This is a genomic window from Paenibacillus phytohabitans, from assembly GCF_013141775.1.
Taxonomy (GTDB): Bacteria; Bacillota; Bacilli; order Paenibacillales; family Paenibacillaceae; genus Paenibacillus_AQ; species Paenibacillus_AQ phytohabitans.
Genome location: NZ_WHOB01000086.1, coordinates 161,375 through 178,485 on the forward strand (window position 1 = coordinate 161,375; position 17,111 = coordinate 178,485).

Genomic DNA, 17,111 nt, shown 5'->3' on the forward strand with positions numbered 1-17,111 from the left:
GAGAAGGATGATGAGAACAAAGATCAGTCTGTTCGACATCTGCAACAATATTTTTCTGCTATTGATCGCTCTTGTCTGTACGTATCCTTTCCTGTATATATTCTTTCTCTCCATCAGTGACGGAAGAAGCATCGCCTCAGGAGACGTCGTGTTCTTTCCGAAGAACCCTAACTTTGAAGCTTATCAATATATTTTGACGAACTCCAGTCTCGGCATTCTCCGCGGGCTGCTGAATTCGGGCATCTATACGGCGATTGGTACAGTTGTTGCGCTTATGCTGACGTATATGACGGCCTATGTGTTGTCCCGCAAGCAGATTAAGGGCCGTTTTCTGATCATGAGCCTGTTCGTGTTCACCTGGGTATTTGAAGCGGGAATTATTCCGGCCTATATTGTCTTGAATAAGCTTGGTTTTGTGGACAATTGGCTGGTCATGATTATTCCCAATGCGATCAATGTACAATTTCTGATTATTACCAAGACCTTCCTGGATGGCCTGCCAACAGAGCTGGAGGAAGCAGCCAAAATCGACGGCGCCAACGATTTTCAGGTTATGAGCCGTGTCTTTCTTCCCATTTCCAAACCGATCCTGGCCACAATCGGCGTCTTCTATGCCGTGTTTATCTGGAACCAGTATCTGATGCCGCTCATTTACCTGCAAAATCCGAACCTGCAGACGATTCAGGTTATGCTGAAAAGACTGGTCATCAGCTCGGGCGATTCCAATACGGCCTTCCGCACGATTATCCAGGACGGCATTATGCTGAACCCCGGCAACCTGAAGGCAGCGGCCATCTTCGTAGCGATGGTACCGATTGTGCTGATCTATCCGTTTGTGCAGAAGTACTTCAAGAAAGGGATTCTGCTTGGCTCCGTGAAATAAGCCACTAATAGAGAAGGATATATTATCGTGTGAAACCTATGAATTATTATATTTTAACTAAAGGAGTGCAATATGTTAAATCATCCTATGATTGAATTAAATGACCTTACTGAAGACGGAAAGCTGTATTTCAACCGCCGCCTCGGACTGGCGGAATCCCTATTGCCCTGTGATTTCGAAACAAGCCATGCCTGTGACCTGCAGGAGCTGCCGGGCGGCGATCTGCTCTGCGTCTGGTTTGCCGGCTCGGATGAAGGCAACCCGGATGTCAGCATCGTGATGTCCCGTCTGAACGCCGGGGCGGATGCCTGGACACCTGCTGTGAGAATTTCAGACGATAACGGCTTCAGCGAGCAGAATCCGTCCCTGTTTCTTCATCCGAACGGCGAGCTGTGGGTGATGTACACGGCCCAGCGGGCCCGTACCGCCGATGAGCCGCCGGAGTTCAACCTGCAGTACACCTCCAAGATTTACCGCAAGGTTTCCAGGGATAACGGGTATACCTGGGGGGAGGCGGAGGTTATGTTCCCGCGTGAAGGCTCATTCTGCCGCCAGAAAATTCAGATTCTCTCCAGCGGAAGATGGATCTTTGAGAACTGGATCTGCTTCAATGATGATACCCGCAACGGCAGCGATATTACGGTCATGAACATCTCCGACGATGAAGGCGCGACCTGGCGCAGCGTCGAGGTTCCCGGCAGCCGCGGCCGTGTGCACTGCAACGTGATCGAGATGGCGCCAGGGAAGCTGATCGGGCTCTTCCGCAGCCGCGCGGCAGACTATATTTACTTTGCCAAATCGGATGACAACGGGGAGAACTGGACGGAACCGGTACGCACTGAGCTGCCGAACAACAACTCCAGCATTTCCGCCATCAAGCTTGCGAGCGGCAAGCTCGCCATCATTTACAATGATCTGCGCTTCAATGACAAGCCGGATATTACCGTCTGGCCGTTTGAACGCTGTCCTGTTACTGTAGCCATTTCAGAGGATGAGGGCAGAACGTGGCCGTACCGCCGTCATGTGGAGACAGGTGAGGGCTTCAGCGGCCACAAAAATCTAATCCGCAACCGCCGCTATGAATATCCATGCATCATGCAGGCGGCGGATGGAAGTCTGCATGCAGCATATTCCTTCGGCAACCGCCGCACGATGAAATTTATCTCCTTCACGGAGCAGTGGGTTACCGGTGCCGAGTAACCGGAATGCTGCCGGGCTGAGCCCCTTTACGGGGCTCTTTTAGACATGAAAGGACGGCAGTGCTGTTTCCAGTTGGGCCGGTTGACAAAGAAAAAGCGGTGCGGTACAGTGAGAGACTTAAATTACGGCAACTTCATTGAGGTGAAGCAGAAATGGAAGAGCATATTGTACAGCATTTTTACACACCGACCAAAACACAAATGGAGCAGTCTGCCTATATTACCTGGGCTGGTCACCGGAAGTGCGGCAAAGACCATGTCGTTGGCCCGCGCGTCCTGGAGACTTATAAAATGGTGTTTGTCCTCAGCGGCAAGGGCTATTTAACCCAGGGCGATCATGTCAACAAAATGCAGAACCAGGGAGACATGTTTATCCTGATTCCCAGAGAAAAGCATTTCTACTATGCCGACCCCGAGGACCCGTGGGAGATTATGTGGGTCTCCTTTGGCGGCCAGCATATTCCCTATTATCTGAATCTGATGGGGCTCGATATTAATCACTGCTGCCTGGCGGGAATTGCAACACATACCATTATTAATAAAATGCTGCTGCTGATCCAGGAGCTTCCGGAAGCGGGGAACGGGCAGCTGCTGTGCATTAGCTATCTGCTGCATATTTTCCACCTGGTTGAGCAGGGGTCAAAGCATTACGGCGAGGCCGGCCTGCGGACCGGCTCCGAAAGCGTGGTACAGCAGGCCGTTCTGTTCATCGAGCAGAACTACTACATGCATATTGATGTGGATATGCTGTGCAAGCACGTCAACTATAGCCGTTCCTACCTCTCCCGTTACTTTAAGCGGATCACTGGAATGTCTATCCCGGAATATATCAGCAAAATCCGCATCCAGAATGCCAAAATGCTCCTGCAGAAGACTGACCTTAACATTCAGGAAGTATCAGCTTCCGTCGGGATTACGGATTCACTCTACTTCTCTAAGATGTTTAAAAATGTAACGGGAGTCTCTCCCATGTCCTATAAGAAACACAACCAGGGGTTGTTGAACTAAATCCGTATTTATAGATGAATGGGGGAATACCCATGTTTGATTTTGCGCATAGCCTGAAATTTAAAGAGAAGGACATCGATCTTCTAACGGTCGGGGAATTGCTGGTAGACATGATATCGGAGGGATACAGTGACTCCTATGAGTACAGCATGTACCACAGATATTTCGGAGGCTCGCCGGCTAATATCGCCATGAATAGCAAGCGGCTGGGCATCCGCCCGCTTGTGGCGTCTGCGGTGGGGAACGATGGGCTCGGGCTGTTTCTGGTGGAGCATTTGCAGAGAGCGGGGATGGATACAAGCTGCGTACAGCATGTAAACGAAGCAACGAGCCTGGTGGTCGTGACCAAGAGCAAGTCCACGCCGGTCCCGATCTTCTACCGGGGAGCCGATTACCGGCTTACCTACACCGAGGAGCTGCGCTCAGCCCTGCTGCGGACGAAGATCGTTCATTTTTCCTGCTGGCCTCTGTCCAGGCAACCGGTGAGATCGGCGATAGAGCAAGTGATCCGGGATGCCCGCCGGAACGGGGTTCTTGTCTGCTTCGATCCTAATTACCATCCGGCACTATGGGAGAAAGGGGAGGACGGGGTTAAGTATATCAAAACGATTCTCCCGCAAGTGGATATCGCGAAGCCGTCGGAAGACGATGCCGAGCGGCTGTTCGGGAAAGACACCCCGGAGAATCAGCTGCAGAAATTCCTGGACCTGGGAGTGAAGCTGGTCATTCTGACTCTGGGCAAAGACGGCGCGATCGCCTCAAACGGGCAGGAAACGGTGAAGATGGATACGCTGGCTACGCAGGTGACAGATACGACGGGGGCAGGGGATGCCTTCTGGTCCGGCTTGTACACGGCGCTCATCAAGGGCTATCCGGTCCGCAAAGCGCTGGAGTTCGGGCTGGCAGTCAGCGCGTATAAGCTGCAATATACAGGGGCAGTCGTAGAGCTGCCGGAACTTGAGACATTCAAGACGAAGTACCAAATCTAGGAGGGCGAGAGTTATGGCAATTCACAATCAAGTGCAGCTGATTACGTATCCCGACTCGCTGGGCGGGAACCTGCAGACCCTAAACCATGTGCTGGATGAGTATTTTTCAGATATTTTTAAGGGCGGTATTCATATCCTTCCCCCGTTTCCCTCCTCGGGCGACCGGGGCTTTGCTCCGCTTACTTATTTTGAGATCGAGCCTGCCTTTGGCTCCTGGGAAGATATTAAGGTGATTGGGGCGAAGCATGATGTGCTGCTGGATGTGATGGTTAATCATATTTCCCGGCAGTCTGAGTATTTCCAGGATTTCCTGAGACAGGGAAGACGCTCCCCGTACGTGGATTTGTTCCTGACACTCGACAAGGTCTGGGCAGACGGACAGCCTGTGCAGGCCGATATCGGCAAAATGTTTCTCCGACGCCCCTTGCCCTATTCCACGTTCACGGTCGGAGAGACGGGTGAAGAGGAGAAGGTATGGACGACCTTCGGCAAAACCGATCCCTCGGAACAAATTGACCTCGATATACATTCGGATAAGGTTAAGCAGCTGCTGAGCGATATCTTCGGGAATTTCCGTAACAACGGCGTAAAGATTGTGCGGCTGGATGCTGTAGGTTACATCATCAAGAAGCTGGGTACAAGCTGCTTCTTCGTTGAGCCTGAGATCTACGGGTTCCTGGACTGGATCAGGGAGCTGGCCGATTCGCTGGATATCGAGCTGCTGCCAGAGGTTCATTCCCACTACAGCATTCAATATAAACTGGCGGAGCGCGGGTTCTGGATCTATGATTTCATTCTGCCTTACCGCATCCTTGATACCCTTGTCAACAAAAATGCGGAAGCGCTGAAGGAATACCTGACTACGCGCCCTGCGAAGCAGTTCACGATGCTGGACTGTCATGACGGTATCCCCGTCAAGCCCGATCTTGACGGGTTAATCGACACGAAGGAAGCACGTAAGCTGGTCGATGCTTGTCTTGAACGCGGCGCCAATCTGAGCCTGATTGTCTCTGAGGGTCATAAGGCCGAGGATGGATTCGATGTACACCAGATCCGCTGCTCCTACTACTCCGTGCTGAACAGCGATGATGACGCTTATCTGGCAGCCCGTGCCATCCAGTTCTTCGCTCCCGGCATCCCGCAGGTGTATTACGCCGGACTTCTGGCCGGAGAGAACGATGACGAAGCGGTTCGCCGCACAGGAGAAGGGCGGGAGATTAACCGTCATAACTTCAGTATAGACGAGATTGAGCAGGCGCTTGGCAGGGGCGTAGTCCAGCGTCTCCTTGCACTGATCCGGTTCCGCAACGAATACGGCGCGTTTAACGGTGAATTCCGCGTGCTGGAATCGGCAAGTCATGAGGTCCGGCTGCAGTGGACCAAGGGAGATTTGCATTGCACGCTGCATATTGATCTGGGCAATAACCGGACGGTCATTGATTATGCGGGACCGGAAGGGTCGAGTGTTCAGTTTGAGGTTTGAGGGATAGAATGATCAAATGGTAAAGCGGTGCCTGACAGGGAAGTGCAGTCAGATACCGCTTTTTTTGTTATATAGGAAATTATGATATTCGTCTGTTGTGGATAACTTTCATGCCAAATGTATGCGAAAAACCGAATACAATGTGCCAACGATAGGCAGATGAGCCAAATGGGGTATGAATTCCTTTGAACATGGGCTGTACGGGAAAAACAAAGGGATAAATCCTTCTGATCTCCGGATAGTTAATTTACTTTTGATGTGCCACTTGATTCGCCTTCCGGGCGATTTTATTCTTGAAATATAAGAAGTTATATGTTTCACCTGATAGCTTATTCGCAGAATAGCCCGTTTTCGCAAATAAAATGAATAAATCGAAAGATTTTATAATAGTAAAGAAATTTAAAAAGCTGGTATCATGAAGAGAGTGCAGGAAGCTTGCTTCCTTAGAGGTTATTGGAGGTTATTTATGAAAGCGTTTTATTTAGCGGGTGCCAAATTGTAAGCGGGTATACAGAGAAAAGGGGGAGCAGCATGAACAAATACGGTTATAAAAAAACCATATTCAATCACCTGGTTTTATCCTATACCATTCTTTCTGTTGTTCTAATCAGTGCGATGGGCGGCTATTGGTATACCCAGGCCAACCGTATGATGGATCAGGAAATCGCCAAGGACAGTGTCACCCGGCTGAATGCCGTTCAGACGTTTATTGAACAGACACTGCTCAAAAAATATGAGGATAACCTGCAGAACAAGGCTTTATCCATCAATTTTATCCAAAGCAACGCCAACCTGAGCCAACTGCTGTACGGGGGCTGGAAGGGGAATCTGAGCCGGGCGGCTTCCTTTAATAATGATCTGGAGTTCTTCAAGGTGGAGAATACGGGTGTCACTAATGTGGCTGTATATTTCCCAGGGAATGATTATGTAGTGGATGCAGACAAGTTTTATATGAAAACGGCCAATTCGCTGGAATCGGGATTCTACTGGAAACTGGCCCATATGCCGCTGAAGAAGTGGACAGTCCGGACCAACGCAAACGGTGAGCAGGTTATCAGCTATGTGATTAAGCTTCCTTATCAACTGCCGAGTGTGAAGGCTGCGGGGTATTTCATCATCGATGTAGGCGTGAACTATCTGCAGACCGTTGTGGCTCCGATGCTTAGTTCTCCGGAAGATAAGCTGCTGGTGCTGGATGGAGCGGATCATGTGCTGTTCTCAGCAGGTGGTGAGAATAGCAGAATCGATGAGCTTTTGCAGGAAGCGCTTGGTTCCGGGTCTGCCCAGGAAAGAAGGATTAAGGAGGGCGGAGTGCCGGGAGTCTTATCACAGCTTCCATCCGTTCATTCGGCTCATCAATGGACCTATGCGATGTACCGGCCGACCAATACCGTAGAACTCTTCACCGAGCATCTAAAAACAGGGCTATATACCGCCTCGGCCGTCATTATTCTGTTCGGACTACTTATCTCTTTCCTGTTCTCCAAGCAGCTCTATATCCCCATTAAACAGCTGATGGCCAAGATCGGCAGCTTCCAGCCGGCGCATTCACATGACTCCCGCGGGAATGAGTATATGATTATCGGGGATACCTTTTCCTTAATGAAAGACAAGATCGTGGATTTGGAATCCCAGGCGAGGAAGAGCGAGCTTATCAATCTGCTGCTGGGGGTCAGCCAGAGCGAGGAGCATCAGGAGAGAGTACTGCCGGATACCGCTTATTGTGCAGCCTACCTTCAGCTTACCGCAGGGGAGCCGGAGGGGTTAAAAGCCAGGTATGAGCTCTACAGCACGCTTCCGGGAGAATTCATCTCACTCAATGCAAGAGAGGCGGTCATTCTGTATTACCTGGAACTGGACTGCGGCTTTGAACCGTCCATTCTTATCAATGATCTGCAGGGATTGCAGCGGATCTCCGGCGAGGGCTTCACCTTTCAGGCGGCCATTGGCCGGAAGGTTCATTCTATTGAAGATATTCCTGATTCCTATCAGACGGCGCAGCAGGCCAGCCGGTATCATTTTATCTACGGCAAGCATACGGTGATTTCATTCCACAAGACGCAGTCCCTGAATGCGGAGCCTATGTTCTTTAATTTTGAGCATTACAGCAATGCGCTGAAGGCAGGGGACCTTAAGGGAGTGAATGATTTCCTCGATACCTTTGTCTCGGCGCTGCATAAAGAAGAGGTCCAGATTGATGCCGCAGAGCTGGCCGTGCTCCAGCTGATCGCCCAGCTGTACCAATGTGTGATTGAGCTGAAGCTGCAGCATCTGCTTCCGTATTCCAATCTGTTCGACGAGCTGAAGAAGGATACCCTGTACGAAACGATGACAAGCATCCGGAAGCTGTGTACAGAAATTACAGAACTGATGAATGCTGAAGGCAATCATGCCCATGCGGAGGTCATCCGTACATTAAAGGCCTTCATATCCAGTCACCTGCATGAGGACTTATCGCTGCAGATTCTGTCGAGGGAAGTCTCGCTGGCACCGGCTTATATCTCCACCTTATTCAGTGAGGTCACCAAAACCCCGTTCACCGAATATGTAACGAAGCTGAGACTGGAGAAGGCCGCTGAGCTGCTGATTGCCGATTCGCGGCTGTCTATCGCTGTGATTGCCGAGCAGGTCGGCTACCGTAATCCGCAATATTTTCACAGCAAATTCAAAGCCCGGTACGGCGTCACCCCTGTCCAATACCGGAAATCGCATAAGGATCACGCGGATTGGATCACTTTGGAGAATTGAATGTCCTAGCAACGCCAGCCTTAAATATTAATTATCCCGAACCTTCACGCCAATGAAGGTTTTTTGTTTGTATAGGAAATGATGCAGTTTGAAAAGGTGAGGATAACGGTGAAGAAGCGGCTTATACGGCGTGGGAAGACACCTACGGGAGTCGGGATACCGCGGCAGCTGAAAAATAGATGGATATTCTACACTTGCTAAAGGGCGAAGGAGGCAATGTCAAACAGCACGATACTTAAATAGCAAAAATAAGATACGTTTTACCACTTAATTTCATAAGGGGAGGTAGCGCTTCAGCATTTTGAGTAGCGGCTACTATTCATGAGAAAGAGTCGCTGATGTGTTCAGATTTTCGGCCGAAAGTGGATAACCGCTTAAATAATTGAACTTCTGCAGGCGGCAAAACGAAAGAAAGTATAAGGAATTGAATGAAGTTGAACTAGAAAAAGCGCTTCCATAAATCTAAACTTACATTTGTGAGCGGCACATGATGAATATACCGAGCTTGTCTATTTTGGAAAGGAGCAACTGTAATGACCTCGCTAGTCACTTCGGACGGGAAAACCCGGCCCGGGAGGAAAACCTCAAAGATCGCAGCAGTATGGAAAGAATATAAAAAATGCAGGTATCTCTTTCTATTACTTACACCCGTACTGATCTGGTACGCCGTATTCGCATACTCGCCTTTGTATGGAATTCAGCTGGCATTCAAGGATTTCCGGATTATGGATGGGATCTGGGGGAGCCCCTGGGTCGGACTGAAGCATTTCAAATTTCTGTTCCTGCAATCGCCTGACTTCTTCAAAATTCTGGAGAATACGGTTGTCATCAGTATCTATCATATTGTATTCGGCTTCCCCGCGCCGATCATTCTTGCGCTGATGATTAATGAAATCCGGTCGTCTAAGTTTAAGAAGATCGCCCAATCGCTTACCTATCTGCCTCATTTCTTCTCCTGGGTCATTCTGGGCGGGATTCTGATCACCTTGCTCTCCCCATCCACTGGAGTGGTGAATTATCTGATTACATTGGTCGGACTTGACCCGGTTTATTTCCTGGGTGATCCCCATTATTTCAGATTTACACTGGTGACCTCGGCGATCTGGAAGGAAGTAGGCTGGGGGACGATCATCTATCTGGCTGCGCTCACGGGAGTTTCCCCCGATTTATATGAAGCGGCTGTCATGGACGGGGCGAGCAGGTGGAAGCAGACCCTCAAAATCACGCTGCCGTCCATCCTGCCCGTTATTGTGCTGATGCTTATCCTGCGGATGGGCGGAATTCTCGATGCAGGGTTCGACCAGATTCTGAACCTGTACTCGCCCGCAACCTATGAAGTGGCTGATATTCTGGATACCTATGTGTACCGGGTAGGCTTGCAGAATTTTCAATTCAGTCTGACGACAGCGGTAGGATTATTTAAGAATGTGATCGCTTTCATGCTGGTGCTGTTCACCAACTATATCTCGAAGAAGCTGGGGCAAGACGGATTATTCTAATTTGAAAGGAGCACCAGGCAGTGAGACAAGGCAAAGGGAGTACGCTGTTTCAAATCTTTCTGATTACATTCATGGTTATTCTCTGCATGATCATGTTATATCCATTCGTTCATATGCTGTCGATCTCGTTCAGCAGTCCCGCAGAGTCGTTAAGACTGGGCATCCACCTGTATCCGAAGCAGGTATCCTTGTATGCATGGGAGCGGGTACTGGGGAAAAATGATATCTGGATCGGCTTCGGCAATACCGTCTTCAGAACCGTAGTGGGTACGGTATGCTCCGTTCTCTTCATGTCCATGGGAGCTTATCCCCTGTCGAGAAGATATCTGCCCCACCGCAATGTGTTTACGCTCCTGATCGTATTTACGATGTTCTTCGGCGGCGGCCTGATTCCAACCTATTTCCTGATTAAGAACCTCGGGCTGCTGGATACCCGTGCGGTATACATATTGCCGGGGCTGGTCAGCACCTTCTCCATGCTCATTCTGCGCAATTTCTTTCAGGCGATCCCGGATGAGCTGGAGGATTCAGCCAAAATTGACGGAGCGAACGATTTGCGGATTCTTTTCCAGATTGTATTGCCGCTGTCCCTGCCGGTTCTGGCTACGCTGTCTCTATGGTCGGCAGTTGGACACTGGAACGCCTGGTTTGATGCCGTGCTCTATATTCAGGACCCTGACAAGCAGGTCTTGACCACCTTTTTGCGGAGGGTCGTGATCACAGGCGAGGACCTGTCCATGTACGCCTCCAATACAACAAACACGGCTTTGGGATATCAGGAGCCGATTAAGGCGGCCACCCTGATGTTCACGGCTCTGCCGATTATCATTGTCTATCCGTTCCTGCAAAAGTATTTCGTCAAAGGTACAATGGTAGGCTCGCTCAAAGGGTAACAGGTTGTACTCAATCTGCTATACAGGCAGGATTGTTTAAATAACAAGCACCAGAGGAAAAAAGGGAGGATATTAGAAAAATGAAAACAAAACCATGGTTGACCGGTATGGCAGCATTGCTGCTGTCCACCTCGTTGCTTGCCAGCGGGTGCAGCAATAACGGAAATAATAGTACTTCTTCATCCAATACTCCGGCGGATCCGGGAACGGAAGCGCCAATTGAAATCACCTGGGCGAACAACTGGAATGCGCCGGAAGCCGACAATAGCTATGTGCAGAAATTCATTGAGCAGAAATTCAACGTCAAAATTAAAAATGTAAAATTTGAAACGGCAACCTGGAAGGAACAACTCGGGGTCATGCTTGCCTCCGGCAACATACCGGATGTTCTGGCTGTCGATGGAAGTGTCGGGGACATGGTGCAATGGGCGGATCAGGGTGTAATCGCCAGTATTCCGGTGGAGGATATTAAGACGTATATGCCCAAATATGTGGCAGACGTGGAGAGTGTTGATCCCAAGGCATGGGATGCGGGAAGCTATAACGGCAAGAACTGGGGAGTTCCCAAGGTATGGTCCAACGGCAGCACAGGCTTCATGCCGGCGTATAACGGACAATGGCTGAAAGCGATTGGCTATAACGAGGCTCCCAAAGATCTGACGGAGCTGGAAGATGTCTTGACCAAGTTCACGAATAGCGATCCGGACGGCAACGGCAAGAAGGATACCTTCGGGATGTCCGGACGCGGTAAAGATGCGCAAATGCAGATGTTTAATCCCATCTTTTCCGCTTACGGTGTGAACCCGTTCCAGTTCAAGCTGGGAGCTGACGGTAAAGTGGAATACGGTGCGATTACGGAGGGAGCCAGACAAGGATTGGCACTTCTGAATAAATGGTTCGAGGCGGGAATTATTGACCCGGAATTCGTTACGGATGGCAATGGTGAAATTCAGACTAAATTTATCAGCTTGAGAACCGGCATGTTCGATACCGGCATGTGGCATCATCTGTATAAAGACGGCTACTTCGGCCAGGTATCGGTAGATAAGGGAATTGAGCTGGTTCCGGGGACTCCGCTTACCGGGCCTGACGGCAAGAAGTATGCATTCTCCAATGGCGCCTTGCAGCCTCCAATCTTCTTCGGCGTTCAGCTTGAAAAGGATGATCAGAAGAGACAGAGAATTCTGGAGATCCTGGAGTATGTCGCCACGGATAAAGAAGGGTATCTGACCACCACTTTCGGCAAGGAAGGGGTAACGTATAATCTGGAGGGCGATCTGGCTGTGGCTATCGAGAATCCAGCGGAAACTTTTGCGGCATTAGGTGTAGGCTTCTATAATCCGCTCGGCGGCAAGGTGGAAGCAATGACCAAATATCATTTCTCTGCCGACAAAATTGCCTTCCGTGACAAGTACACCAAAATCGACGGACTCACTGTGCTGACAGACCTGATGCAATCGACTGTTATGACGACAAAGGCGCAATATGAGACGATTCTGAATACGCTTCAGACCCAGTTTTATATTAAAGCTATCACAGGAGAAGCAGACACGGACAAGGCATTCGATGATTTCAAAGCCCAGTGGCTGAAGTCAGGCGGACAAGCGGAGCTGGATGAAGCCCAGAAGATCTACGAAGAGCGCAGCAAATAAGTCTATTACACGCACGAATTCATGACCGGCTGTGCAGACATGGAGACATGCCTGCACAGCCGGTTTCATCATTTACTGACAGGAGTGGGAATATTGCTATCTGAAAATTGGATTCATGTCTATCCGGCACCGGAGGGTGCCGTACACAACCCGGATTTCTCCGTCCGCGTCCGGACGCCGGGTGAAGAGTGGAAGCCGCTCTTCAGCTACAACGTCAAAGTGGATATGCACAATGTACGGAACGCATCTATGGTCATGTTCGATTGCTCCGGAACCGTTGACATTGAAGTAGAGTATCATCCTGAGACGGTCCTCGAGGCTGTGATACGGCCGCTATCAGCGGGTTTAGTGGGTGAAATAAGTGGCAGCAGTTTGTCTTTGAGTATTGACGGGCCCAAGCTGCTGTCGGTTGAAGTCAATGGCGAACGGTTTCATAATCTTCATATTTTTGCGAATCCGCCGGAAGAGCAGCTGCCGGACATGGAAGGCGGTGAGCTTCTGATGCTGGAGCCGGGCCTGCATAACACAGAGGAGCTTCAGCAACAGCTGGAACATAATGCAGATGGGGGCTCACAGCGAATCCTTTTCTTCAGACCCGGCATTCACCGGCTGAGTGAGCCGCTGCTGCATCTTCCTTCCTGCAGCACGGTGTATATCCCGGGAGGCGCAGTAGTTTATGGAGGTTTTGTGTGTGACGGGGTTCATGATGTGACAGTTAAAGGCAGAGGTATCCTATACATGTCGGATTACGAGAAGAACACCTTTTACCGGGGCTTCGAAATCAAGTATTCAAGTCATATCCACATCGAAGGGATAACAGTAATTGATCCTCCGCACTACACCGTACTTCTCGGCCAGTCGGAGCATATCCTGATCCGCAACCTGAAATCGTTCAGTACGCGCGGCTGGTGTGACGGCATTGATATGATGGCCTGCAAACAGGTCACCATTGAAGGAGGGTTCCTCCGTACATCTGATGACTGTATTGCAGTGTATGCTTCGCGCGGTGAATTCCGGGGCGATACTCGTGATGTCTCGGTCAGCGGCTCCATTCTGTGGGCGGATGTCGCCCACCCGGTCAATATCGGCACGCATGGCGATTATGATGGAGAAGGCGATGTGATTGAGAATATCCGGTTCACAGCGCTTGATATCCTGGAGCATCATGAGCCCCAGCCCGATTACTGGGGTTGCCTGGCGATTAACGCAGGCGACAACAATACCGTCCGCAATGTAGCGTACGAGGATATCCGGATTGAATCGTTTGAGCTTGGTGAATTGTTCAATCTGCGGGTATTGCAGAACGAGAAATATAACCCGGCTCCCGGCAAGCGGATTGAGCAGATCACGTTCAGGAACATTCACTTTAACGGAACCTGCATGAATCCTTCGCATATTGAGGGGTACGACGAAATCCGGTTTGTCCAGGATATAACTTTCGAGAATGTAACGGTGAACGGCAGCGTCTTTCAATTAGAAGAGCCGTATGTCATCATCGGGAAGCATGCTCAGGGGATAAAGGTGTTGTAAGGGTTGGGACTGCTCTAATTCTTTGAGAAGGATCAACGTCAGCACTTGGATGGACGCTCCGCGAACGGACTGTTGTTCCAATCGCTGTTGCCCCCAGATTTTATTGATTCTCCTTAGCGGTGAAAATCCGGGGTCTGCTGATGCTTCCGAAGCGAGCTTTCCCGCGGAAAGCTTTCAGGCGACCGCTAACGCTTTTACGCGGGTCAGTCCGTCCCCTCCGCTGTTTAAGCGGGGAAAGTGTATCAGGACAAAAGAACAACCGGGGCATTCGATTGCCCGCAATCTGCTGAAGCGAGCACTCATAGACTAAAACATAGAGCAGCGCTCCCCCCATAACAGGGGAAGCGCTGTTTTGCTTTTTTGGTCAATAGTTTACACCAAGGACAGATCGATACGCGGTGTTTACAGCCGTAAATAGAAAAAGCGCAGCAATTCCTCGAAAAATCCTCCGGAAAATTGCAGATGCAGGCTAGGCAGTGAAGAAACTACGCCTATCCGAAAAGAAAGATATCCAGGCTGTGGGGAAGGCCGGAAAGCGTATTTGGACAGCAGAAGGACAACCGGGGCTTCCGGTGTATTCTGCTTCGCAGCATGAAAAAAGTGGCTGGAGGTAGGCTAAAGAGAGAATTCTTTTTTAGATTGTAAATTGGATTCCCGCTTAAACAGCGGAGGGGACGGACTGACCCGCGTAAAAGCGGTAGCGGTCGCCTTGGTCTCCGGATTTTCACCGCTAAGGGGAATGAAAAAAATCTGGAGAGCACAGCGATTGGAACAACGGTCCGTTCACGCAGCGTCCATCCAAATGCTGACGTACATCCTTCTCCAAAAACAAGGGCTGTTCCAAGCAGCCGTTTCCTGGATTTTGGGACAACCCCTTCTGTCTAGGGAAAGAATACATTTGCAGCAAACTGGCTTAAGGAGTGACCTCTGTAAAGGTAGCATCTGCGCTGAATGCAGAACCGGACTCGGCCTGTGCGAATAACAGATAATTGGTGTGCCGCAGGTATTTGGTCTGGTCTGTCCACATCTGATAAGAGGACTTCTGCGGGTCGGCCAAGCCGGCCACGCGGCGGAAGGTTGCTTCATTATTGAAGGCTGCAGTACTGTCGCCCGGGTCCAGCCATACTTCCCCGTTGGAACGGACCCGCAGGAACCGTCCCGGGTAATTGACAGACTCGAACGATACACCACCCGCATTAGCCAGCCCGGTTACCATCTTGAATTGTGAATCCTGGGCAGGGGAGACGCCGGCGTCTATCCGGGCGCGGTAGCTGCTATGCCGGAGGAAGCGGTCCGGGTAATTATACGACTGCAGGCGGACATTCACGGAGACGGGTTCGAGTCTCCATTGCTGGTGGCTGCCGAGGGTGTATCGCCACTGATCAATCAGGGCGGCTTCACTAGACGAAGCGTTGATCACATCGGCAGGCCTATTCGAATGCACAGGGGTGATCCGGTAATATCCGCTGCCTACAGGGATGAAGGCAAACTTTTGATGGTCTCCGCCGTTGCCGGAGTAGACTTGGAATTTGGCTCCATGGTCCAGAGAGCCGCTTGCGACCTCCAGGAATAGCCCGCTCTGCACATTCTTAATGCTGTACTGGCCGCCGCCAAGATGGGTTACGGTCCATTGCTGGCTGACTGCTCCAGTATAGGTTGATTTCCGTACCGGAGAGTTGTTCGCCGTACCGGCGGCTTCCATAGCCTTGCCGTCCAAACGGACGGAGAAGCGGTACGTGCCATCCGGAATATTGCCTCCTGGAAGAGAGGCCGATTCCCCGGAGCCAGCCGGGCGGGTATAGAGCAGCGTGCCGAATCCAAGCTGGTCAAAGGTGGAGGGGTACTGCGTATTCGCGCCACCTTCCGGTCTTGTCAGCGCGGCGCGGGCAGCAATATTGGGGACTGACAGTCCCTTCCGGTTGGCATAATGGTTATAGATCATTTCCCAGATGGGGCGGACCTCATTGCGGCTGGCATTGGAGACAACGGTCTGGGACTGGACGGCACCGTTCGTGCCGGTGCCCCACTCGTAGGCGGCAAACGGCACATCTGCCCCGTTATTGTATTTGGCTACATATTCGGCGGCCCGCAGGAAGCGGTTGTTCGCCCAGCCGTACAGGTCGTCGCCCTGATGCCAGGCCATTTCGTTAATTACAGCCATCAGACCAACGCCGAGCTGGGTATGCGCCTGGTCACGCCCGGATTCCTGCCACTGGGCCAGTCCGTTAGGATGAAGGAATGGAATCGCGTTATAAATCGAGCCATTGCCGGCCCCATGCTTGTAATATTCAACTCCAATATTGTAGATATCCGCGCGGTCGCAGAAGATCCCGATAGCCACAGTCGAAGCCATATTAGCCAGATCCCAGTTGGCCCAGTAATTCTGGATATAGGCGTCATTGTGGTCCTGGCCGTATTCATTGCCGATCAGGAACCGTTCATTCAGCGGTTTATAGAAGACATTGATCAGCATATCCTGCATCTGCGTTAGATTAAAGCCGGGATAATCCCGCATGAGTTCGGCCGCATTGGCCAGTTCATAGCCATACAGACCGGAAGCCAGATAACGGTCCGCATTGCCTGAGACGGCCGTAAGGGTGGACGACCAGGCGTTCAGAATATCGCGGGCGGTGTCTCCGTTGGCCGTGCTTCCGCTAATCTTCCAGCGCAGGGCATTCTGGTAAGCCCGGGCTGTATCGTTGTAGAGCAGAGCCACATTGTCCCCGGTGCCGCCGCGGATAATCGTGGCGGTTGCCCGCGGGGTCCAGCCGGCCTGCGACAGCGGGCTGTTCAGAAGCTGGTTCCACCCATCCAGAACCGGCTGGGTTCCGGCATTCACCATTTGTCTCATGCGGTCGAAGTCCGCCTGCGAATGGAGCAGGCCCGGATGTGCAAATGCGCCTGCCGCGTCCGCTTTCTTCACCGGCACGAGTCCGGTTATACCGGCTGCAAGGGTGAGGATGAACAGGATCATCATAAATTTTTTCATGTATCAGCTCTCCTTCTTATTATGGAATCGCTTCCATCCAGAACTATAGCCCAATTCTGCCCGGGAATAAATTCCAATTATATTAGAAATAGTGCATTAATTAATGCTTTTTATAGTCCGGATCCTTTCTGCGGGGGGATTGGAGCTTTCGTTAAAGTTTGAATGAAAAAATAAGAAAACAAGAGAATTTGCAATAGATAGCAGGGAGAGAATTTGCTATGATGAGCCGTGTTTCCGC

11 protein-coding genes are annotated in these 17,111 nt (G+C 50.8%); 10 read left to right on the top strand and 1 reads right to left on the bottom strand.

All coding sequences use genetic code 11. The annotated features are described in order from the left end of the window. The first annotated feature begins 7 nt into the window (after nt 1–7). The 10 genes from GC101_RS28400 (at nt 8) to GC101_RS28445 (ending at nt 13,884) form a co-directional block, all read left to right on the top strand. A complete protein-coding gene (locus GC101_RS28400; RefSeq protein ID WP_171720073.1) occupies nt 8–883 on the top strand; it encodes a carbohydrate ABC transporter permease in 876 nt (291 codons plus the stop codon). A 72-nt stretch (nt 884–955) separates the two neighbouring features. Further along, on the top strand, nt 956–2,083 hold the full coding sequence (locus GC101_RS28405; RefSeq protein WP_171720074.1) for a sialidase family protein: 1,128 nt from the start codon (nt 956–958) through the stop codon (nt 2,081–2,083). Between the two features lie 152 nt (nt 2,084–2,235). Then, complete coding sequence (locus tag GC101_RS28410) at nt 2,236–3,090, top strand: AraC family transcriptional regulator (RefSeq protein ID WP_171720075.1); 855 nt, start codon at nt 2,236–2,238, stop codon at nt 3,088–3,090. Nucleotides 3,091–3,122: 32 nt separating this feature from the next. Continuing rightward, nucleotides 3,123–4,079: a carbohydrate kinase family protein gene (locus tag GC101_RS28415; RefSeq protein ID WP_171720076.1), complete on the top strand. Its 957-nt coding sequence runs from the start codon at nt 3,123–3,125 to the stop codon at nt 4,077–4,079. Between the two features lie 13 nt (nt 4,080–4,092). Beyond that, complete coding sequence (gene gtfA, locus GC101_RS28420) at nt 4,093–5,562, top strand: sucrose phosphorylase (RefSeq protein ID WP_171720077.1); 1,470 nt, start codon at nt 4,093–4,095, stop codon at nt 5,560–5,562. 531 nt (nt 5,563–6,093) lie between these two features. Beyond that, nucleotides 6,094–8,310, top strand: a complete 2,217-nt coding sequence (locus GC101_RS28425; RefSeq protein WP_171720078.1) for a helix-turn-helix domain-containing protein — start codon at nt 6,094–6,096, stop codon at nt 8,308–8,310. A 533-nt stretch (nt 8,311–8,843) separates the two neighbouring features. After that, nucleotides 8,844–9,809, top strand: a complete 966-nt coding sequence (locus GC101_RS28430) for an ABC transporter permease (protein WP_171720079.1) — start codon at nt 8,844–8,846, stop codon at nt 9,807–9,809. A 20-nt stretch (nt 9,810–9,829) separates the two neighbouring features. Further along, a complete protein-coding gene (locus GC101_RS28435) occupies nt 9,830–10,702 on the top strand; it encodes a carbohydrate ABC transporter permease (protein WP_342421543.1) in 873 nt (290 codons plus the stop codon). Nucleotides 10,703–10,782: 80 nt separating this feature from the next. Then, nucleotides 10,783–12,354: an extracellular solute-binding protein gene (locus tag GC101_RS28440; protein ID WP_171720080.1), complete on the top strand. Its 1,572-nt coding sequence runs from the start codon at nt 10,783–10,785 to the stop codon at nt 12,352–12,354. Nucleotides 12,355–12,447: 93 nt separating this feature from the next. After that, entirely contained in the window at nt 12,448–13,884 is a 1,437-nt protein-coding gene (locus GC101_RS28445) for a glycosyl hydrolase family 28 protein (protein WP_171720081.1), read from the top strand. 913 nt (nt 13,885–14,797) lie between these two features. Here GC101_RS28445 and GC101_RS28450 read toward each other — a convergent pair. Further along, a complete protein-coding gene (locus tag GC101_RS28450) occupies nt 14,798–16,873 on the bottom strand; it encodes an RICIN domain-containing protein (protein WP_171720082.1) in 2,076 nt (691 codons plus the stop codon). Between the last annotated feature and the right edge of the window lie 238 nt (nt 16,874–17,111).